The following is a 21,911-nucleotide window of genomic DNA, read 5'->3' on the forward strand; positions in this document are numbered from 1 at the left end:
CTGCCGTGTCCTATTCCGTGATGATGGTTGGCAAGTTGTTGGCAATCTCTTCGAAGATTGCGACTAGTTGTGGTCCAGTGGTGGCGTGATAGTGCTTTCCTCCACCGATGGTCGCAACGTTCCGCATCCGATTTTGATCGGCACCGTCACCAAACGTCACGGTGTGAATCGTCAAGTTGTACGAGCTAACCAGGGTTGCAGCGACGCTAACGGGATCGACGCCTGAGTTATGCATTCCATCGGTCATCACTACCATCGTTTTCGATGCGTAGGGGCGTGCTGCCGAATCCAGCAACGCGAGGATACCTTCTTGCATGCCCTTACCGATTGCCGTGTTGCCACCGGTGTTGAGTCCGTCAACAGTGTTTCGAACAAGCTCGAAGTCTTTCTCTAACCAGCAATCCAAAGTGGCGCTGCTTGAATAGCTAGCGATGGAAACCTGTTCTTCTTGGCTAGTTCCGTCGAGAACATCAAGGAAGGCGTCAACGGCATCAACAAGGTCTTGCCAGGCTGGTCGTGGGGCCGGGCCCAGTTCGTAGTAATCTTCCCAAACCCATTGTTGGTAACTGATGGAGTCATAACCGGACGAGTAGTAGTAGTTGCCCCAACTTTGATACATCACGCCAGCGCTAACGGCAGCGTTTTTCGTTGACGTATAGTTGGGCGACTTACCGCTTGGCCAATCGAAGGTCACATCATCCATCGAGCCCGAGCGATCCAGGATCAGCGAAATGTCACGGTCCACCTGCATGGCGACAGCGTCTTGCAAGGTTGCAAAGTCACTACGGTTAAGCACGCCTGGAATTGCCAACGGAACGCGACCCGAGAGCGATGAACCGTCGCGACGTCCGTTCACACGGAACGCACTGGCCACTTCTTGGCCGCTGGCAACGACGGATGTTGGGATCTTTTCGAATACGTAGCGGCTTTCTAGACCACCTGGTTGTGTCGTGCGGCCGAACTCAAGTTCATTGGCGGAATCGTTCGTACGAAGCATTAGTGGTTGGCCATCGACCAAGTTCAATGCGGCGGTAGCCGCAGCAACATTCTTAGCATCGTCGACTGTTTGTGTTTCGCTGAAGGCTCGACCGCCCGCTCGTGCAGCGGCATCGGTTGCCACCATTAATTCTGTTCGCGTCACTTGGATGTGCGCGATGTTAATGCAGAAGGCCGCGAGAACGGCCAGCACGGGAAGTAGGATCGCCATCAAACCGAGAACGCTTCCGCGTCGTGATCGAATGTGGTGGCGAACGAGAGTTGGAACAGACGTGTTCTGAGCGTGTTGTGATATCATGATGACGTTCATTGTTGGTAGAAGCCTTCGTAACGCTCAGTCCGCATCACGGCCTGAGTTTCAATGGTAGTGTCGGGAAGAAAAAATGGTATGAACAACGCGACTTGGTGAAGTTCAACCCCTACCGTGACAGAGATTTCCGTGGACTCTGAATCGACCTCGCTAACGTCGATCGTGTATCCGTTGCTGAGCATCGAGCCCAGGATTTCATCGGCTACCGCTTCCGCCTCGGCGGAGGTGGCACCTGGCACAACCGCCGCACGTGCGCCGTAATAGGCGGCGTCTTGAGCAAGGTTGCGAACCATGTTCATGCGAGCGAATTCAATGCAAGTCAAAATGAGCAAGAACAAGACGTTTGCGACAATCGCAAACTCCACCGCTGCCGCTCCGGTGCGACATGCCGCTCTAAAGCGACTTGCGCTGTGCACGTCAGCGCGTTGTTGCCGGCGACCGCAAGGTCGACGGCGTGCAACGGATCGGTTAGGTGAACGTGGGAATTTCATGGAGTTCTTTAAGTGGCAAGGCTTCGCGAGAACGGGCAAGAATCGTCTCAATTGAGGTTCTTGTATTCCTTCACCATCGTGACGCCGGCGGAAACGGTTAGGTCTCCGATAATTTCGGATGGAATCAACGTGTTGCCGGCAACAGGGATGTTGACGGTCACGGTTACGTTCTCGAGCGTTTCCGCGGTGTCGAATCCTGGATTGCTGATTTCGACGACGTTTCCGCCGTATTGAATGTTGCGTTGGTTGAGGAACTCTTCGACGCGAGCAACCACTTGGGCATTGGTTCGGTCGCGTCCTACACCTCGGCGTGCCCCTTCGTAGGCAGCCAAAACGGCGGATTCGCGCAGGAAAATCGCGGTGCAAACATCAATCGTTCCCAGCGTCATCGTTAGCAGTACGGGCAGGATGATTGCCAGTTCAACGGTCGCGGTGCCACGCCGGTTTTTCTTCCCAAAAAGGGTTGGGCGTTGCGAAGGGCGTCGAGGGTAAGATGGTTTCATAGCTCTAGATTGGCTTAGCACGTCCGGGGAATCCGGGGTCTAAAGCAAATCTAGGTCACAAATCGACAGCAGGCGCAAACTTTCTCAAATCTGCACATTTAGAACGCTCGCTAAGGTCGGTTCGCCTGGGAAATCGCGGTCCACCACTTCAAAAGTGGCTCCATTTTCAACACGAATCAGGTCTTCTGGGGTTTCAGGCGCCCAGGTCAGCCTTTTCGTTGCCGTCGTCGTCATAACGATTAATCGCGAAATAGACGTAGGGGACCGGAAGGCATGGCAGAAGCAGCAAGAAGAATTTGCCCACCAAGAAAGAGAAGCCGATCGTGACCGCGATAAAACCGACCCAAAGCCACCACGTGTCTCGCCAAAGTCCAATTAGTTGTTTCATTTGTTACTCTCTGAAAAGATAGATTGTGGTCGCTAGTTGGGATCTTGCCCACGGGTGAAACCATCGACGCGTCACCTACTTCGCAAATCGAGGTCCTCAACCGAGCGCAATGCGAAAACACGGGAACGCGATTTGCTAGACTTCAGAGCCAGTCCTTCAATACATTTCTAGCGGAGAATTTAATGTCCGATTCGATAGCTTCCCTGATCGCCACCGGGACAAAACTTTACCTCGATTCGGTAGAGCCGTCACTGATTGATCAGAATCTTGCTTGGGGGGCCGTTGGGGCAACAAGCAACCCGGCGATCATTTCCGATATCGTTAAAGGTGGTGGCCTTGATAGTCGGATCGAGGCGCTGCTCGGCGAAGGCCTCGACAATGAAGCCATCGCGTGGACCCTAACCGATGAATTGGTGATTGATGCGCAAAAGAAGTTTGCTTCCATTCATCGCGAAACCGAAGGCAATGCTGGGTGGGTTAGCTTCGAATTGGATCCGCTGCTAGAGGATCCCACGCTTGATATGTCCGATTCAGAGCGAACAGCCAAGTACATCGAGCTAGGTAAGAAATGGAGCGCCGGCCACACCAACCGGATGATCAAAGTACCGGCGTCGGAAGCAGGATTGGCGGCGCTTGAAGAACTTGCCGCCGCATGCGTGACGCTTAACGTGACTCTGATTTTCACCGACGACCAATACACGCGTGCTCGCGATGCGATTTGGCGCGGAGCACAACGCTGCGGAAAACTTGACTCGTTCAAGAGCGTCTACAGCATCTTCATCTCTCGCATCGATATCTACACGCAAGAAAAATTGCCTGGCTTGTCCGATGAAGCGCAAGGGACGGTGGGGATCTTGAACGCGAAACGAATCTGGAAGGCGAACCAGGAGTTTTGGTCGGGAAAAAGTACAAAACTTGACCAGGAACTGATCTTTGCCAGCACGGGCACCAAGAACCCGAACGACCCGCCGACCAAGTACGTTGCGGCACTTGCGGGCAGCGATATCCAAACCAACCCACCCGCAACCAACCAAGCGGTCGTGGAAAGCGGGATCGAGTTCTCACGCACCGTCGATCAAATGCCATCGAAGGCAGTTCAAGACGAGATTGACGCGGCTTTGGATATTCAGGACATGCATAGCACGCTAATGTCCGAAGGCGTTGACAAGTTCGTCAAGCCACAGCGAGCGCTGCTGGATTTGATCGCCGCGAAACGTAAAGAGTTGTCTGCTACCTAATCACCAACGGCCTTTCGTCTGGTAACGAAAGGCTCGGTGTCGTTTGACAAAACCACTAACGTGTCGGCGCTTACCGGAAAATCACGGGAGCGCCGAGTTGTTGGTGAATCTCGTTACAGCGTTGCGGTGAAAGCCGTAAACCATGCGCCAGATCGGCAAGGTACTCGGCTTCCTTCTGTTCATCCAAATCAATCGCGATCAGTGAGATTTGGTAGGCCTGTTCTTCCATGCCCTGAGGGATCGACCAAGCTAAGTCACGAACATCGACAGGTTTGGCAAACTCCGACCGCAGGAACGAAATTTCTTCTTCGCTGACGTGATCGAGTTGTTTGACAATCGCGTCTTGTTCTTCTTGGGTTATCTGCCCGTCTGACTTCGCGGCGCAGATCATCGCACGAATGAGGACCTTGGCTTGTTCGTCCATCGCTTCCTTTTCCGGCGGCGTCCATCGGGGCTGCGGAATCGTTTGAGCCGGTGCGGATCGCGTTGGGCCGGATCGGGTCGGTGCGGTCGCGGAGGATTGGTTTTGACGTCGCTCCTGGTGATGGTTGTTACTGACGCCAAGCAAGTCTTCGAGTCCTTTGGCTGCATCGCCAATTGTGCGTGGACGCTGAGCTTGAGGCGAATGGCCGCGAGTTGGGCTTTGCTTCGATGTGCCTCGCGATTGAGGTTGGTTCTGTTGGGTCGATCGACCGCCTGCCATCATGTCCTTGAGGATCTTGCCACCTAGACCGCCCGAGCCTGATTTTTTGCCCAGTAACGCGCCTAGAATATCCATAGCATCCATAGCGAAGCCTTTTCAAATGAGTACATCGTAAGAAGTGAGTACAAAAAAAGCCGGGCGAAGGACGGCGTCCTTCGCCCGGCTTGGCTTCAATATACCGGATTTGCATTCGGGGTGCTGATGTACACCGGTCGGTTATGCCGCTTGCAGTGTCCGGTGGTGTTGCGCGTACTCAATCCACTCGGTAATTTCTTCCAAGTCAGGCAATTTGCCGCTACGGATGATTCGCTTGCCTTCGGTGCTGTGGGCAATCGGTTCAATCACGCCAAACAGTGAATCAGCGTCTTGCTCGGCTAATTCCTCAGCCGTCGTGATTTCGGCCATCACAAGCAATTGAGCATCATGACCACGTAACATCGGTACCCGGCAAACCAGCGTGGCTTGTTGTTGCCATTGAACAACCGTTTCGGCATCCACGCGTCGATGATCGAGCTGCTCGGCTATCGATTCAGCGTCCGTAGTGAGCAAATCATCCACCGTGTAGATGCCGATGGCTTCCAAGTTCGCGGCCATACGGGCTCCGATCGACGGGGCGTCCACGACGGGGCTGTCGCGTTGCAAGTAGAAACGCAATTCTCGTTCGGATGATTCCCGCTCGCGAGGTTCACGCTCGGTTCGTTCTCGTTGGATGTATTCTCGAGGCTCACGCTCGGCGCGTTCAGCCGATTCGTAATCGCGTTGGACGTACTCTCGCGGTTCACGGTCACCCGATTCGTATCGGCGAGGTTCTCGATCTAGGTTGTCGTAGCGGACGACATCACGTGGAGCACGCGATGCTCGTTGCCCGTTAGCACGACCGGTGCCAGAACCGTTTCCTCGGCCCGATCCATGCCCTCGGCCCGATCCACTGCCCGATCCGTTACCTGATCCACTACCTGATCCACGTCCGTTACCTGACCCACTGCCCATGCCCCGACCAGCGCCCGAAGCGGTGCTGTTGCGAGATTGGGAATGGCCATTGGAACGTCCCGCCGACCGGCGAACTCGACTTCGTGCGACTACATCTTCCGCGAGTCCGTCGTTGTTATTGATCGGATCGTAGTCTTGGTCGAGGCTTCGGATTCCATAGCGACGAGTAGCGTCCGAACGATCGCTTGCGACGCGGCCACGTCGTGATCGCCGACCGGAAGCTCCGTTGCCACGGGAACGTCGATTTGATTTCAGTACTCGACGGTGTCGAACACCATCAGCGTCGATGTAGTTTCCATCGTTATCAAGTTCGTACTCGTAGCGGTCGCTGTCGAATGATTCTTTGTACTGACTAGCGTTGCCGGCGGCGATCCAACTGGTTAGTCGCGAAAGTTCGTGGCTACTACCACTAAGCAACAATTGTTGACCACGGTCAGTCGCCAAGAATGACTCGACACTTTGCAGCAGATCAACCGGATGAATCGCTGCAAGCTCTGATGGCGTGGTGATGCCGCAGCCAACGAGTACGCGGGCGTCGAAGCCACGTAAATGCGGCACGCGGCAAACCAAACGACATTCCGACTGCCAACGGCGAATAGCGCGAGCATCGACGTCGGTCATGCCGATCGCATCTGCCAATCGGTTGGGATCTTGCTGCATCAAATGAGTGATGTGCGTGACGTTAAGGCCGCGAAGTCGGGCGGCAGCAACAGCATCAATTGACGGTGCTTGATCTATCGGGCTGTCAACACTTAAGAAAAATGGACTCGCTGGTGATGAAGCCACGGCTGAGTTAACGATACTCGTCGCGACACCCTGTACGGCGTTCTGTACGACGTTGGGGGCAGTAGCGTTTGATCCGGTGCCACGAAAGATCGGCTCCTTACGAAAGGAGCCGCCCTCCTCGGTGTTCAGGTAATGTCCGTTTGATCGGGTGCGGTTGTGAGGGTGAGGGTGCAGTCCGTGAACCGACCCGTCCGTAGCAGTGCGAGTGGTGTAGCTATCGGCGTAATAGTATCCGTCGCGATAGTCGGTGCCGTCGGATGCCCAATCGGTACGCGCGCTTGGATTGTAAACTCCGTAAGCCTCGTGCCATGCCATGTCGAAATCGCGGTTGATGTCGTTCACGCCGCGGGAGCGGTCATGGTGGGTTGCGTCAACGTGCAAGGGACGGGTGCGTGGGTAACTTTGGTAGGCATCGACGTGATCGCGGTCTGCGTACACGTGCGGATGAGGACCGACGTAACTTTCGGTTTCATAGTGAGGACGCCACAACGGTCGATGAGCGTGCTGAGTTCGTACGGCGTGCATCTGGAAGGCCCGAGCACCGACACGTCCCAATTCGTCCGACAATCGTTGGTCACTAGTCAGCATCACGACTTGGCGACCCGCGGCGGCGTAATCTCGAAGTGCAGCAGCGATCGGATGGTTGGCCAATTGGAACGCATCCTGATCTTGGAAGGCCCAGCTAGCGCCGTTTGCATCGACGCCCTTCGTCGTTTCGCCCATCAGTTCGCGATGAGTTTCGAGCACCAACGGGATAGGGCGACCAATGCGATGAAGCAACTCGCCGGCGGCGAGGCGAACTGCCATCGACGCAAGGGCGCGATCCGCACCTCGGCATTGGGATTCTTCGCGAGCGTCAATCGTAACGGATCCAAGGGTGTCTTGGCTTCGATGGTAGGGCCACGCGATTTGACGCAGGCGACCGCCCGATAGGCGAACGAGCCAATGGCTTGCCAAATCGGCAAGTGGCGATCGGCTAGCGATAGGTCGGCGAACAACTTGCAACTGGCTGCGAAGTTCATCGCGACGCGAATGCAACCAATGCAGACGCGACATCGCGGCCAAACGCTGATCAATTTGACGGATTTCGTTTTGGATCGCTTGAGTATCAACCCAATCGTGACGTTGGCCTCGGTAGACAATGTCTTCGTCCAAGATCGGAAGGTACCGCATCGACCGACGCAGATCCGCAGCTCGTCGAAGGCTCGCATCGAGTCGTGCGTCTACGTCGGCAAGCTCGCGGCGGCACGAGTCGTGCTCACGACGAAGCATGGCCAAGTCTGCACGGTATCGGTTCGTCCAGCTTGCCAGTTCAATGTTTTGAGACTGAGCAAAACGGCTCAGCAACGTTTCGCGGTGACGCCCAATGCTCTCCAAGGACGCAGCCAACCATCGCTCGCTACGGTCGAGTTCTTCAAGTCGGTTCCAATCACGATGGAATGAACTTGAAGCAACGTGATCACCTGAAACGGTTCGTTGCGATGGCAAGTGCATGCCAAGTTGACGCAAGTCCTCTCGGATTGTGCGAAGTGTATCCCCCAGGCTGAAGTGACCGGCGTGTCCGTGAGTTGCGCGGCCGTAGTCGCTTTGCGGGTACACATCCGAGTAAGGATGGCGGAAATGCAATTCCGACGCGACTGATTCGTACCAAGCGTGCGTTGGTGCATCACTGGCTGAGTATCGGCTCAACAGGCTATCAATGAGTCGTGTTGCCGAGTCGATACGCGCGTCGACTTCATCGAGTTGTTGGTACGGGCGATCCGCATAGCGGTACCAATCAGCCGTGTCCCAATGAGCGTTGTCGCGATAATGGTCGACCGCATGCAGGAATCCGTTAAGGCTGTAGCGTTCGTAGCTGCTTCGATCCATCGATGCGTAAGGTGACGTGGCGAATACATCACGTGCATCCACAATCGCTTGACGCAGTCCTCGAACTTCCATCAACGCCCGTCGCCATCGAATGGCTTGGGCGTCTAAGTCATCGAGTTCTCGGCGAAGTCGTTCATCGTAGCGATCGGTGTAGTGAGGGGCGGTTGCATCACCACGCAGGCTGCTACCTAAACCACGACGTCCAGTTGGTGCTTGGGAAATGTCGTTTTGAATGGCCGAAATCCACCTCGACAATTCGCTGCGACGCGATCGAAGTTGGTACGTCTCGCGGTGAAGTCGAGCGAGTTCGGCGCGGGTGTATTCGTCGCCGGGATACTCCGTGGCCGGATACTCGAAATCTTTCGGTGTGCTGTAATGCGAGCTGGAATGAGCTTGGTAGTCAGCGCCGCCGAATTCGGCTCTGTGCCGGCGGCGATAAGTCAAACGTGATGTCAATTCGTCACGACGAAGAATCAAACGCTGATAATCATTGCCATGCTCGTTCTGCAAGCGAGCTAGTTCCGCTTCAACATCTGCAAGCTCGCTGCGGAGTGCGCGGTGGTCGGTGTAACGAGCATGAGGTGATTGATAAGAGGCATCGCGGTATCCGCCCAAGACATCCGCGTCCTGGAATCCATTTTCGGATTGTGCAAGGTCTGGCGAGCTCGAAAGTTGCACGTGACGGTACGTTTCGGGCGAATCGAGTCCGCTTCGAATGCAGGCTGACACGACGCGGCTAACGCTAGTCACGGATGTGTCAGTGATGACTCCATCGACAATGGATTCGGGCAGTTGGATGGATCGAGCGGCAAGTGAATTCGCATGATTGCCACTGAGGCTGTCGATCCAAGAGGATCCCAGCGTCTCGTGCATGGCATCGGCGTAAAGAGGTTGGTGACCGCGAGATTCAATTTCAATCGTGCGACGACCACGAGCGGTGCCATCTTTTTCGCGGCGACAGTGAACCATTCCATGACGGTCCGCCCACACGATGCGGCCGCTTGAGGAACTCATCATACCGAGTGGGTATTCACGATCGGTCAGCGAATCACGAATGAATCGAACGATTGCGGTTTTGCCGGAACCTTCAGGTCCGCAGACAGTATTTAGGTGTTCCGAAAATGGTCCCAGTTCGACACAGTCGAGTGGTCCGTGAGCGTCGATATCGATTCGATCCAACAACATGATCAGGCTCCTCCTTGGCCAAGCGGGCAATCATTTGCCCGTCAAATTCCGTTTCGATGGATGCTTTTGAGCAGGGTTTGGCAAAAAGGTTGCCGCGGGAAAACCCCCAAAAACGTCTTCAAAATCTGGGTCTATTCCACCGGTGCAGTGGGTCGATAGAGCGGACTTTAGCGAACTGGGTGTTTCACGAAAAGAGAGAAATTTGTCGGGAAACACTAGGGCCGCGGTGCAAATCACCGAAATTTACGTTGTTTCGCTTCGCCAAAGGAACAGGCGAACACTGAAATCGTTGGTCTTGTGAGCCTTGCTGGACGCATCCGGCGGTCAAAGCAATGCGACGAACCATCACTCGCTAAATTTGCCACATTAGATCTCGTTGTTCAGACGCTCGATCAATCGCCACGCTTCATCGACCGTGGTGATCTCGCCATCGAGCTGTGCGACTCGCAACGCATCTAGGAAAACACGAAACTTTGGACCGGCCTCGTAGCCTGCCTTTCTCAAGTCGTCACCGGTCAACAACATAGGCGGATTGAGCTTTTGTGGATCCCAGGCAAGAGCATCGCGCACCCGGTGGATCCCCGCTGCACCTCGCCGTTGAGATTGAACTACGGCTTGTGCAACATCGGCGATCACGTCGACATCACGATCAATCAAAATTGGTTGCAACCGCGACCATACTAGTTCGTCAGCATTTACGATCGCGTCGTGTTTGTCCAAGGCGGCTTTGGCTTGACGCGTTTCCTCGACCGATAGCCGCCACGCGCTTGAGCACGTATCGATCACGCTCGCTTGAGACGACAAGGCGACGCAAGCGAGTGATCGTGCGAACGATCTTTCAGGCAAATGATCCAGCAGGCTCGATAGTTGTTCCATATTGGCATGCAGCAATTCCGGCATGACGTTGCGAGCGAGTCCGCTGTCGACCAGACGCTGCAACCCATTGATCGCTTGTGGCGATGTCATCACTTTTCGCATTTCCACGCCAATTCGTTCGCCACTGACGTCGGTAATGTCGTCCGCGTGGACGGTGATTGCCGCGAAGGTTTCGTCGTCGATGGTGAAATTCAAAGTTGTCGAAAAGCGAATTGCTCTTAACATTCGAAGCCGATCTTCCCCAAATCGTTGATCAGGGGAACCGATCGTCCGCAGCAATCTTCGATCCAAGTCCGCTCGACCATCGACGTAATCGATGATGGAGCGAGTCAGCGGGTCATAGAACAATCCATTGATTGTGAAATCTCGCCGCAACGCATCCGCATGCGCGTCGCCATAATGCACAGAATCGGGACGACGCCCATCGCTGTATTCCCCATCACTGCGAAAAGTGGCCACCTCGGTTGCCGAAACCGCGGTTTTAGCCGGCATTGCAGCGTTTCGCGGCGGCAACACGCCGATCACTCCGAAAGAGGCTCCGAATGCGAGCGTGTTCTTTTTTCCGAAAACTTCACGGACGGCTTCAGGAGTCGCATTAGTGGCAACGTCGAAGTCTTTGGGAGGCTTTCCTAGTAACGCATCTCGCACACATCCGCCCGCCAAGTAGGCGACGAAGCCACGCTCACGCAGGACACTGATGATTCGAATGGCTTCGGCTGCATCAGGATTGGAAAGCAATGTTGTCGAAGTAGAATCCATGCGTGCGATTGTCACAGTTGAACGGTTTATCTAAAAGGCATCTATGAGTCATTCAAAACGCCACACGAAGATCGGGTCAAGTCAATCCGAACTCGATTCGAGTTCCATCAGTGATAACGTAACTGCGCCGCTACACCTGAATGTTCCGGTTTCACAAATCGGCAAGAAACGAGGTGTGGTGGGCGTGATTCTTCGCGAGGACAAGTTTCTCGTGATTCGCCGTTCGCAAACCGTCACCGCACCTGGGAAGCTATGTTTGCCAGGCGGGACGATGGAAAAAGGGGAGAGCGAAGTCGACACGCTGGTTCGCGAGATGCGAGAAGAATTGACGCTTGACGTGACTCCCGTGCGATTGTGTTGGCGCAGCGTTACTCCGTGGGGCACTACCTTGGCGTGGTGGTTAGCACAAATCGAAGACCATGTGGTTCCGGTGCCTGACCCAATCGAGGTCGCTGAGTATTTTTGGATGACTCACGAAGAGGTCTATACCGCCAAAGACGCCCTGCCGAGTTTACCGGCATTCATCGATGCAGTTTCGGCCGGCGAAATTCAGATCGTTTGAGATCGCCAATTAGTAAAATTCAAGAAGTGAAACTGATCAGTGGAGCCAATCAGCGAATGGCCCATGGCGATGCGGCGAGGCATTTGCGGCGCGATTAGTGACGCGATTAGTGACGCGATTAGTGACGCGATCGAGCAAGTGACGCGATCAAGCAAAGGAAGCAGTGAAACACTGCAGACAAGCGAATCACCTTCGCGAGCGTCCGCGGCCGGGTACTCCTGCACCCGGCCCGTGAGGAATCATTGGTGTTGATCAGACGAATCTGACCAAAACCGACGACGTCAGCCCGTGGCCGCAAGCTGACCGCGTTTCCCTCACGCAAGGCGAACTCGCGGAGACGATATCCACTCGAGCAAGCGATCAAGAGGTAACATTTCGGTCACGAAACGCACCAAAAAAGGCATTTGCCCGAGATTAGCTAACCTTAATGCTGTCAATGACTTGCATCTCGGCTAATCCTTGTCTGGGGGTTGGAGGGCGGAGTCGTAAAATTTACAGATGCTCTGCCTTCGGTAGTGTTAGATTACGTCCTCGCGAACTTCGGTCAACGGCAGATTTTCCGTTTTCATACCCTTCGATCAGGCTCAGGGTCGTTAAAGCGTTGACGCTACCCGGGTTAGAAATTTTCGCCTTTTTTAGGACGAGTTTTTCCTCGCCGCGATCGCCCCAAAACGGGCCTTCGAAGGTGACTCCGTGGGTAGTGATCAACTGCTCATTCGCTGGAGCCTCGTGACTTTCTCGCAGGCTATTCAAGCGTTACGCTAGCAAGTTCCCCACCCTTCCAGCGTTCAGTCCGCTTAATCCCCGTTTTCCTACCCCCCCCTACCCTTTCGCTCTTCGCAGGCAGCCCCATCATGACCGACTCTGGCACCCGTACCCGTCCAGTACACCTCGCGGTCGACCTGGGCGCTTCGAGCGGTCGGGTGATTTCAGGCGGGCTGGAAGGCGGGAATCTACACATCGAGGTGCTCCATCGGTTCGCCAATGATCCGGTCTGGGTTCACGACTCGATGCAATGGAACCCGCTTGGATTGTGGTCAGAGATCCAGGCTGGGCTGGCCAAGGCCGGGAATCTCCATTCCGACATCCGTTCGATCGGAGTTGATACCTGGGGTGTCGATTACGGTCTGGTCAATTCGCAGAACCAATTGGCCGGTCCCGTACGGCATTACCGCGACCAGCGAAACGTGGGCATGATTGAAGAAGCTTGCCAAACTGTATCTCGCAGTGAGATCTTCCAAGCGACGGGGCTGCAATTCATGGAGATCAACACGCTCTATCAATTGCTTGCTGCCAAGAAGGCCGCCGATCCCGCGCTCGTCGACGACAATGATTTCTTGATGATGGGCGACCTTTTTCACTGGCTGTTAACGGGTGAACGAGGTGTCGAGATGACCAACGCATCCACGACACAACTTCTTGATCCGCGAACCCAAACGTGGCACGAAGGTTTGATTGAACGATTCGGGTTGCCTCGCGGCATTTTTGGAAACTTGGTTCAGCCCGGAACACATTTGGGCAACACCACCGAAGCGGTGGCGAGGGTGACTGGATTACGAGATGTGCCGGTGATTGTCCCAGCCACGCACGATACCGCGTCCGCCGTGATTGCAGTTCCCGCACGCTCGTTCGCGCCGGCGAAGCCGGACTGGTGCTACATCAGTAGCGGAACATGGTCCTTGATGGGCTGCGAGTTGCCTCGTCCGATGATCAACGAGCGATGTCAGGAGCTGAACTTCACCAATGAAGGTGGCGTCTTGGGCAGCACTCGTTTGCTTAAGAACATCGGCGGGATGTGGGTGTTCCAACAAATTCGCGCCGCGATGTTGAAACGAGGAACCGAGCGAACTTGGGACGATATGGTCTCACGAGCCCGTGCTGCGGATCCGTTTTCGTGTTTGATCGACCCCGATGACCCAGCCTTCGCCGCCCCGGATGACATGGTTGATGCGATTCACAAGCGAGCCGAAGACACCGATCAACCGATTCCCCACGATGAAGGTCAACTGTATCGAAGTTCTCTCGAAGGTCTTGCGCTAAGGTATCGAGTCTGTTTGGGAATGTTGGAATCACTCGTGGAGCAACCAATTTCCACAATCCATATCGTTGGCGGGGGAAGTGTCAACGCACTGCTTTGTCAGATGACGGCGGATGCCTGCAACCGGACGGTAGTCGCTGGGCCGGTCGAAGCGACGGCGATTGGCAACGTCCTGATGCAAATGATAGGGACCGCACAGATATCGTCGATCGAGGAAGCTCGCGAACTGGTGTGCCGCAGTTTCGACACCAAAACCTATCACCCGCAGGATTCATCGGCCTGGGACGAGCCGGCCAAGCGTTTCGCTTTATTGTCAAAACGCTAAGCTATTGAGCAGCTGGACTTCGACGTTCCTGTCTTCCCTTGTTTAATCGTATTGCCCTGCTTTCCTTGCCCTGCTCTTCTTGCCATGGGCCCACTCCATCTTCTCTGCATGCCATGACCATCGATCCTAACGAACTAAAGAATCAAATTCGCAAAGCTGCTCACGCCAATCGCAAGGCTCAAGAGAACAAGGAAGAAGTGAGTCAGCGTATTACTGACCGCGTGATGGAGCTTGATGAATACAAGAATGCCAAATGTGTGATGTGGTACGTCGATGTGCGTGATGAAGCTCGCACACGACACGCACTGCCCGGTGCGGTTGCCAGTGACAAGAAAATCGTGATCCCGTTTTGCGTTGATGGGGAACTGGAATTGTTCTTGCTTGAATCCATGGATGAACTCGAGCTCGGGATGTACAAGATCCTTGAACCACGTGAAGAACTTCGCGACGTGCCTGAAAAGCGAGTCGACGTCAAAGATCTCGACTTGATCCTTGTTCCGGGCGTTGGCTTTGACGCCCAGGGAGGCCGAACGGGTCACGGCAAAGGATATTACGACAAATGTCTCGAGAACGCTCGTCCTGAAACACCTTTGGTAGCGTTGGCGTTTGAATGCCAAATGTTTGACGAAATTCCCATGCAAGACCATGACATCTTCATGGACAAGGTTGTGACCGAGGACAAAGTTTACGAAGGCAAAGGCCGCTCTTAATCCTGATCGTTTCTCGTTCTATCCTTTCACCTTGCGGAGTCTCCGTTGACCAATTTACGTGAACTTGTTGAAGACACCTACGCTGAAGGCTTTCGCAGTATCTACGGTGAAGTTCTCATCACGGCTCGCGATGAGCGATGGCTGCGTCATTGCGTTGCCGCCGTCACGGGGCACGCGTCTAGTACGATCCTGTGTGACTGCGAAGCTGGCGTGTCACGATGGATTAGTGCCGATGAAGCGAAGGCGGGCGCGACCCCTGACGGACGACTGGGCGCGATTGTCCAATTTCATGTTCCTCGGTTTCGAAAGGATCGCCGCGAGCATCTCGAGAAGGTAATGCTCGCCCGTATTAGCCAGAACGTCTTGACGTGTCCGACTGCTCGCTGCTTCAACCAAATTGATTCGGAAGATTACTTCAAGCTCGGACGCAAAATCGCTTTGTTTGGCGATCGCCACCAGTTTCGGGACACGCATCATGGCGAGCCCGGTTGGGTCATTCCAATCTTGGGTGGCGAGTTCTTTTTGTCACGACGCTTCGGGTACCGCGATGGCGTGATGGGTGGAAACTTGTGGTTCTTTGGCCCAGACGAATCGATCGCGTTGGACGCCGCCGAAGCGGCATCGTTGGCGGCCGAAGCGACGCCAGACGTGATAACTACCTTCCCGGGCGGTGTTGCCGCTAGCGGATCCAAGGCGGGTAGCAGTTACGATTTTATGATTGCGTCGACGTATGCAGAGTTTTGTCCGACCCTGCGAAACGAACTTGGCGAGAAGTCCAAAGTGCCCCCGGGCGTCGGCAGCATCATGGAGATCATCGTCAATGGGCGAGACTTAGAATCCCTGCAGGCGGCCACAAAGAACGCCATTCACGCAGCAGCAAAGACTGAAGGTCTGCTGAAAATCAGCGCGGGCAATTACGGCGGACGACTTGGCAAGACCTTTATCCATTTGCATGAGCTGCTGTGAAGTCCAAACGCCAAACGACCGATGCGCCTGTCTTAACACCTTCTCAATTGGAATCGTCGCGCGAACTCAAATGGGTCGATAGCTTCACGCGAACGTTGGACACAAAGTTGCGTATCCCAGGCACCAATGTCCGTTTCGGAGTGGACTTCATTCTTGGACTCGTTCCCGGTGCCGGCGATTTACTTAGCCTTGGATTGTCCGGGATCTTGATCGCGACGATGGCCAAGAACGGCGCCAGCGCTAAGCTCGTGACCAAGATGCTCGGCAACGTCTTGCTCGATACGATTGTCGGAACAGTACCCGTGCTGGGTAATTTGTTTGACTTGTTCTTTAAGGCAAACTACCGAAATCTCGAGTTGATGCGCGAGTATTACGATGAAGACAAGCACCGCGGCAGTGTTTGGCCGATGATGCTTGGTATCACAGCAGTCTTGCTTATCATCGCAGTCGCATCGATTTGGCTACTGGTCAAGTTGTTCAGCATGATCATCGCGTCGTTCTAGTGCCCCGACTGTTGATACGGTTTACTAGCCGGTGTTGGCACCAACCTGCATGCCATCGGGTGCATAAATCGAACGTCCACCATCAACCGGCAAGCAAACCCCATTGATGAAATCGTTCTCGCACAAAAACTGGACCGCGTGCGCGATATGCCCTGCCGTTCCAACACGATTGACGAGAGTGCTGGCAGCAATTTGCTTCGCTCTAGCCTCTCCAACGTCATCGGCCAACAAAACAGGTCCAGGCTGAATGCAGTTGACGCGGATCTGGTCATGAAGTTGCGACAATTCGACCGCTAGCGAACGAGTCATGACCTCGATGGCGCCCTTGCTTGGGAAATAAGCGGCATGATCCAAGTAAGGTCGAACGGTTGCCCAGTCACCGATGTTAACAACGCAGCCACCACGGTCTTGTTTGGCCATCATTACACCGGCAGCACGTGCAGCCAGGAATGAAGAAAGCGTGTTAACGGTGAAGTACCTTTGGACTTCGGCTGCCTCAATATCGGCAAACGGCGTAGGATGCCAAATTGCGGCGCTGTTGACCAAAACGTCAATGCGCCCGAACTTTCCCACCGTTTCATCGACCAAACGCGACGCTGTTTGAGTGTCCTCGAGTGAACCAAGCGTGACCAAGGTTTCGACTTCAAATTTGTCCGCGATCGACCTTGCGGCCTCGTCGGCTTCGTCAACGGAAGTGTTCGCGTGCAAGGCGATATGGCATCCCAGCGACGCCAAATGTTCTGCAATCGCCCGACCAACGCGCGGAGCGCCACTGCCGGTGACCAAGGCAACAGGATGAGTCGTGGCAAAGTTTTGCTGAAGCGTCGTCATAAGAGTTAAAATGGTTGAAGCAAGGAGGGCATCATCGAATGGAATTGCAGCACTATAAGTATGCGGCGAGCTTACCACCGCGTGCAGCCATGGCGTCAATCTTCTTGGTCACCTCGGGGGCTTCGATCAGCGGCGGTGCGTGGTGTGGTTTGACACGAGCGTCGATGATTAACGATCCGCGAGTCCCCCAATGCTTTTGTTGAACAAAGGAATCAATCCCGTCGATGTCGATCGCGGGGTTACTGCGAGTGAACGTTGTCCACAGCCAATTCGACAAATTTCTTGACGCAAAATCGCTGTCGTCTACAAGGGTGATAAGCGGGAATGCGTTGATCGGTGCGCTCGTGTCAAAATACTTTGCGAACCGAGATAGATGTTCGCGGTCCGACTCGCTACGGCAAGCTGGTGATTGGATCGCGAGCACACCTGGGGCGACGACTCGTGGATTAGAAAAGCCATCGGGCAACGAAAGAGTTGCGGGAACCTCCATCGGCAGTTCACGGATCGGATCCCCCGTTGCGGCGATTACGACCTTCGAACCCTGATTGAAACCCGTGCCACTGTAGTCCAGCGTGTCAATTGTGGTCTTGGTTTGAAAGTGCAAGTCACGCCGCCAGTCGACACGACGAAGCATGTGCTGAAGGAACGCATCGAGATCATGAATCTTAAGCCGATCCTCGCGATCATCAGTGATCCATAAGTACTTGGCGAGTGACAGTTGACCATTGCCCAAAATTGCATTGGCTTGTGTCAGAAGTTCTTGCGGCTCAGCAGGCTTTAAATGTGGCATGTAGCGTTCGCTTCCGATCGCCAACAACAAAGGATGGACGCCCGCAGCATCGACCGCATGAACGGCTTTGACGCCCGGAATCACCGAAGGGAGGATCGGGTCGGTCAATTCGTGAATCAGTTGACCAAAGGTGGTGTCTTCTTGAGGCGGACGTCCCACCACCGTGAACGGCCAAATCGCTCCGTCGCGATGCCACACCTTTTCGACCTGCATGACTGGAAACGAATGTCGCAGGCTGTAGTAACCCAAGTGATCGCCAAACGGTCCTTCGGGTTTGGCATCCCCCGGTGATATCGTTCCCACGATTGCAAAGTCGGCATCGCCATAAACCGGCGCGTGATTGCCGCGGATCATTCGCATACGTCGACCCGCCAACGCACCGCCAAATGTCAATTCAGTCAACCCTTCGGGCAACGGCATCACCGCAGCAAGTGACATCGCTGGCGAGCCACCGACGGTGATCGCTACTCGAAGCGATTCGCCTCGGTCAAGCGCGGCGCGGTGGTGGACGCCGATGCCTCGATGGATTTGATAGTGCAGCCCTACTTCGCGGTCAGTCTCGTAGTCGTTACCAGACAACTGCACGCGATACATTCCAAGGTTCACTCGCATCAAGTTGCCGGGTGCCGAAGGGTCGTCGCTAAGCACTTGCGGCAACGTTACGAATGGACCGCCGTCATCGGGCCAGCACTTGATAGGGGGCAATTCCGAAAGCCGACATTGATTCGCTTGGACCGGACCTCGACGGGTACCTCGCGGTAGCATTGTCAAAGCCGTCCATGGAACTCCCGCGTATCGGAATGGACGCTTGGGAAGTGCCGAGGGATCCACTTTTACTTCGATCACGCGGCGAACCGATTCCAGCGTATCGCGAAACAGGTATCTCGCCTGTTCTAGGGAAGCAAACAGATTAGAAGCGGCCGGGAATTGGCATCCGATAAGATTCTTGAACAGCAGCGCCGGACCATTTGACGCATAGACCCGACGTTGGATTTCGGCAGCTTCCAAGTTGGGATCCACCGGTTCATCGATCTCAATCAGTCGTTCGGCACGGCGTAGATCGTTGATCACTTCGCGGGTAGAGCGGTGCTTCACAGGTTTTTCAAACAAGGTGCGAGTACGAAATGCAGCGGGAACGGGAAGCCAGACGGAATGATTTGGTCACGCGTTCGTCGGGTAGGATAACCGCGTTGGCCGCGCTAGACTAACCGGTCACACTACCATCGTTTTTTCTCTTGATGGCTTAACCTGAAAACCTATGAAAAACACAAAATTGCCTTCTCTTAGCCTAGCGTCCGGGGCACTCGACGGATCCAGCGATTCCTCATCGGTCGAAATCATCGTCGTTGGTTTGGCTGCCGAAAACACGCCGTCGCCAACCCTCAAAGCAATTGACTCGGCAACCGGTGGTTGGATCGGTCGCTTGATCGAAGGCGGACAACTCCGCAGCAAGAAGGGCGAAATGAGTTTGCTCGCTTCGCCTTTGGCCACGGGGCCCACCATGATCTTGGTCGTGGGATTGGGAGAGAAGGAAGCCAAGCGATCCGATGCGTTTGAACTCGCAAGTTCAGCGATTCGAAAGCTTACCGATCGCGAACGAGGCACGATCGTGATCGCGTTGGCCGAGTGCTTCGATAAAAGCTTGCATGATGGAGTCGTCGCCGGTGCGCTCTATGGACTCGAAGGTCAATCGCTCTACCAAGCTGAACCCGCAGCCAAGATGCCAGTGGCGATTCAGTTCGCCGGAATAGATAAAGCGGTCCTGGATCGCGGAAAACAAATTGGGGAAGCAATCAACGCCACCAAACGATTGGTCAACGAACCGGCATCGGAAATCTATCCCGCCAGCTTCGCTGATCGAGCGGTGGCGATGGCTAACGAAGCGGGACTCGAAATAGAAGTGTGGGACGAAACAAAGTTAGCCGACGAAGGTTGCCGTGCCATCCTTGCCGTCGGCCGAGCTTCGGCGTGTCCACCGCGTTTGGTGATTTTCCGGCACAACGGTGGTGGAGACGAGGCACCGCTTGCGATTGTTGGCAAAGGCGTCACCTTCGATAGCGGTGGTTTGTCATTGAAGCCGAGTGACGGCATGGTAGACATGAAGTGCGATATGGCGGGTGCCGCAACTGTATTCGGCGTCATGCAAGCGATCGCAAAACTGGGAATCAAACAGAACGTCATCGGGCTTTGCGGTTTGGCTGAAAACATGGTGGCCGGAAACAGCTACCGTCTCGGCGATGTGATTGAAACTCGTAGCGGCAAAACGATCGAGATCCTTAACACGGACGCTGAGGGAAGAGTCGTGTTGGCGGATACGCTTGATGTTGCCATTGAGAATCATCCACGAGCAATGGTGGACTTAGCGACGCTGACGGGAGCGTGCATGGTAGCGCTCGGCAACGATGTTGCTGGGTTGATGACCAACGACGATTCGCTTTGTCAGACGTTGGCAAAGGCAGCGTCACAAGAAGGCGAACATGTTTGGCAACTGCCAATGTTCAAACTGTATGACGAGAAAATTAAGAGCAAGGTTGCAGACATCAAGAATGTTGGCGAGGGCCGTTGGGGCGGCGCGATCACGGCGGCGAAGTTCTTAGAGAACTTTGTGGGCGATGTGCCTTGGGTCCACATCGACATCGCAGGTCCGGCATTCATGGATTCACCCAAACCCCATCGAGACGCGGGCGCCACAGGTGTCATGGTGCGGACCTTGCTTCGTTGGATCGAAAACAACGAAGCGTAAGCGAACGACAACCAAGCGCAAGCAAAAAACAACTAGGTGTAAGCAAAAAACAACAGGACGCTCTGCGATGCAGAGCGTCCTGGACTGTTTGTGCGTCTAGATGTGGGTGACGGGCTAGGCTTTAGCGCCCGGCCAGAACTTCTTCCACTTACTTTCGCCTGCCGCGACCGATTCTTCGTCGGCCTCTTCGCCTTTTTGAGCACCGCCTTGCAGTTTCTCTGCAAGCTCTCGGATACCCTGAGTGATAGCCGCCTTGGGTGCCTGGGTGATGAGCGGAACGCCGTTGTTGCGAACTTCGACCATCGTGCGATAGTCATTGGGTAACAACGAGAAAATTTCGCGTCCGAGCGTTTCCTTCGCCTTCTTCAAGCTGATTTGGCCTGAGTCGAGACCCGCACGGTTGACGACGATTTCCACTTTGCTGGACAAACCTTCGATTTCTTCGAAGCTCATCATCAAGCGAACAACATTTCTCAAACAGGGCAAGTCAAGTTGAGTGACCAGGATCACTCGCGTAGCACTTTCAATCGCAGCCATATCTATGGCGCTATAGGTCTTTGAAAGGTCAACGATGAGGTGAGTGAACGAAGCCTTCAAGAGGCCAATCACCTTGCGAATGCTGTCCTCGGTAATCGACAATGAATCATGCAGGTCGACCGGGCGCGGCAGCAAGTACAATCCGCTGCTGTGCTTTGTGAGCGACCGCTTAAGTAGTTGAATATCCAACCGCGACACGTTCTGCACCACATCGGCGAGCGTGTAATCCGGGATCGAATCAAGGAAAACATCGGCGTCGCCAAGGGACAAGTCCAAGTCTAACAACGCCACGCTATTGTGTTGGTTTTGGGCAAGCACGCATCCAAGGTTGACCGCCGTGCTGGTCGTTCCCACACCACCGGTAGCACCGGCGATGGCGTAGATCTCGCAACTTCTTCCACCTGATTCGGACGAACCAAACTTCTGCTGGCTGACTCGTTTGAGCGCAGCATCCAAGTCATCTTTGGCAAGCGGAAGTGTCAAGAACTCACGAGCGCCCGCTCGCATGGTCTTCAGAATCAGTTGGCCATCCGTACTCTGGCTGGCGGCCAGGATCGCCGTATCGGGTGCGGACGCAGCAATCTTGGAGATCAGTTGGATTGATTTTTCGGGGTCAGCGTCCAATGAGATCACGCCAACGTCCGGAGCGGTTTGCTCGATCACGTCGGGGAAGAACTCGTAGCGTGAACAGTCGGCTTCGAGCCAAACAGTGTCCATGCCTAACAGCATCGCTTTGAGCGATTCACGTGAAGCGTCGTTGGGGTCGACCAACGCGATTCGAAGCACATTGCTCATAGGTTAACTTTCGTCCG

At 54.7% G+C, this 21,911-nt stretch carries 18 protein-coding genes; 7 read left to right on the forward strand and 11 right to left on the reverse strand.

Features of this window, described 5'->3' with window-relative positions:
* Nucleotides 1-10: 10 nt before the first annotated feature.
* From Pla22_RS08325 to Pla22_RS08340, 4 genes are all read right to left on the reverse strand, one after another.
* Nucleotides 11-1,294: a vWA domain-containing protein gene (locus tag Pla22_RS08325; protein ID WP_146514202.1), complete on the reverse strand. Its 1,284-nt coding sequence runs from the start codon at nt 1,292-1,294 to the stop codon at nt 11-13.
* Between the two features lie 8 nt (nt 1,295-1,302).
* The gene (locus Pla22_RS08330; RefSeq protein ID WP_146514203.1) at nt 1,303-1,797 is read right to left on the reverse strand and encodes a TadE/TadG family type IV pilus assembly protein; all 495 of its coding nucleotides are present in this window, start codon (nt 1,795-1,797) and stop codon (nt 1,303-1,305) included.
* A gap of 47 nt (nt 1,798-1,844) precedes the next feature.
* Entirely contained in the window at nt 1,845-2,300 is a 456-nt protein-coding gene (locus tag Pla22_RS08335) for a TadE family protein (RefSeq protein ID WP_146514204.1), read from the reverse strand.
* Between the two features lie 193 nt (nt 2,301-2,493).
* On the reverse strand, nt 2,494-2,688 hold the full coding sequence (locus tag Pla22_RS08340) for a hypothetical protein (RefSeq protein ID WP_146514205.1): 195 nt from the start codon (nt 2,686-2,688) through the stop codon (nt 2,494-2,496).
* Nucleotides 2,689-2,870: 182 nt separating this feature from the next.
* On the opposite strand from Pla22_RS08340, the gene Pla22_RS08345 reads away from it, so the two are divergent.
* Nucleotides 2,871-3,926 carry a transaldolase family protein gene (locus Pla22_RS08345; protein WP_146514206.1) on the forward strand — a complete coding sequence of 352 codons (1,056 nt, stop codon included), beginning with the start codon at nt 2,871-2,873 and terminating at the stop codon, nt 3,924-3,926.
* A gap of 70 nt (nt 3,927-3,996) precedes the next feature.
* On the opposite strand, the gene Pla22_RS08350 is transcribed toward Pla22_RS08345, so the two are convergent.
* The 3 genes from Pla22_RS08350 to Pla22_RS08360 form a co-directional block, all read right to left on the reverse strand.
* A complete protein-coding gene (locus tag Pla22_RS08350; RefSeq protein WP_146514207.1) occupies nt 3,997-4,713 on the reverse strand; it encodes a tellurite resistance TerB family protein in 717 nt (238 codons plus the stop codon).
* 132 nt (nt 4,714-4,845) lie between these two features.
* Entirely contained in the window at nt 4,846-9,459 is a 4,614-nt protein-coding gene (locus Pla22_RS08355; protein WP_146514208.1) for a DUF4332 domain-containing protein, read from the reverse strand.
* 366 nt (nt 9,460-9,825) lie between these two features.
* Nucleotides 9,826-11,094, reverse strand: a complete 1,269-nt coding sequence (locus Pla22_RS08360) for a CCA tRNA nucleotidyltransferase (protein WP_146514209.1) — start codon at nt 11,092-11,094, stop codon at nt 9,826-9,828.
* A gap of 43 nt (nt 11,095-11,137) precedes the next feature.
* Here Pla22_RS08360 and Pla22_RS08365 point away from each other — a divergent pair, with 43 nt between their 5' ends.
* On the forward strand, nt 11,138-11,656 hold the full coding sequence (locus Pla22_RS08365; protein WP_146514210.1) for an NUDIX hydrolase: 519 nt from the start codon (nt 11,138-11,140) through the stop codon (nt 11,654-11,656).
* A 492-nt stretch (nt 11,657-12,148) separates the two neighbouring features.
* Here the strand turns inward: Pla22_RS08365 and Pla22_RS08370 are convergent, their stop codons facing one another.
* The gene (locus tag Pla22_RS08370; protein WP_146514211.1) at nt 12,149-12,409 is read right to left on the reverse strand and encodes a hypothetical protein; all 261 of its coding nucleotides are present in this window, start codon (nt 12,407-12,409) and stop codon (nt 12,149-12,151) included.
* 101 nt (nt 12,410-12,510) lie between these two features.
* Here Pla22_RS08370 and Pla22_RS08375 point away from each other — a divergent pair, with 101 nt between their 5' ends.
* From Pla22_RS08375 to Pla22_RS08390, 4 genes are all read left to right on the forward strand, one after another.
* On the forward strand, nt 12,511-14,019 hold the full coding sequence (locus tag Pla22_RS08375) for a rhamnulokinase (protein WP_146514212.1): 1,509 nt from the start codon (nt 12,511-12,513) through the stop codon (nt 14,017-14,019).
* A 113-nt stretch (nt 14,020-14,132) separates the two neighbouring features.
* Nucleotides 14,133-14,729, forward strand: coding sequence for a 5-formyltetrahydrofolate cyclo-ligase (locus Pla22_RS08380; RefSeq protein WP_146514213.1), 597 nt, complete (start codon nt 14,133-14,135; stop codon nt 14,727-14,729).
* A gap of 45 nt (nt 14,730-14,774) precedes the next feature.
* The gene (locus Pla22_RS08385) at nt 14,775-15,695 is read left to right on the forward strand and encodes a formylmethanofuran--tetrahydromethanopterin N-formyltransferase (RefSeq protein WP_146514214.1); all 921 of its coding nucleotides are present in this window, start codon (nt 14,775-14,777) and stop codon (nt 15,693-15,695) included.
* Nucleotides 15,692-16,198 carry a DUF4112 domain-containing protein gene (locus Pla22_RS08390; protein ID WP_146514215.1) on the forward strand — a complete coding sequence of 169 codons (507 nt, stop codon included), beginning with the start codon at nt 15,692-15,694 and terminating at the stop codon, nt 16,196-16,198. The genes Pla22_RS08385 and Pla22_RS08390 overlap by 4 nt, the downstream gene beginning before the upstream one ends.
* Nucleotides 16,199-16,222: 24 nt before the next feature.
* On the opposite strand, the gene Pla22_RS08395 is transcribed toward Pla22_RS08390, so the two are convergent.
* Nucleotides 16,223-17,029 carry an SDR family NAD(P)-dependent oxidoreductase gene (locus tag Pla22_RS08395; protein WP_146514216.1) on the reverse strand — a complete coding sequence of 269 codons (807 nt, stop codon included), beginning with the start codon at nt 17,027-17,029 and terminating at the stop codon, nt 16,223-16,225.
* Nucleotides 17,030-17,081: 52 nt separating this feature from the next.
* The gene (locus Pla22_RS08400) at nt 17,082-18,914 is read right to left on the reverse strand and encodes a UbiD family decarboxylase (RefSeq protein WP_242631880.1); all 1,833 of its coding nucleotides are present in this window, start codon (nt 18,912-18,914) and stop codon (nt 17,082-17,084) included.
* Between the two features lie 163 nt (nt 18,915-19,077).
* Between Pla22_RS08400 and Pla22_RS08405 the strand changes: the two genes are divergently transcribed.
* Nucleotides 19,078-20,562 (forward strand): leucyl aminopeptidase, encoded by a 1,485-nt coding sequence (locus Pla22_RS08405; protein WP_146514217.1) that lies wholly within the window; start codon nt 19,078-19,080, stop codon nt 20,560-20,562.
* Between the two features lie 114 nt (nt 20,563-20,676).
* On the opposite strand, the gene Pla22_RS08410 is transcribed toward Pla22_RS08405, so the two are convergent.
* Complete coding sequence (locus Pla22_RS08410; RefSeq protein ID WP_146514218.1) at nt 20,677-21,894, reverse strand: nucleotide-binding protein; 1,218 nt, start codon at nt 21,892-21,894, stop codon at nt 20,677-20,679.
* Nucleotides 21,895-21,911: the final 17 nt, after the last annotated feature.

Source organism: Rubripirellula amarantea (genome assembly GCF_007859865.1).
Lineage (GTDB): Bacteria > Planctomycetota > Planctomycetia > Pirellulales > Pirellulaceae > Rubripirellula > Rubripirellula amarantea.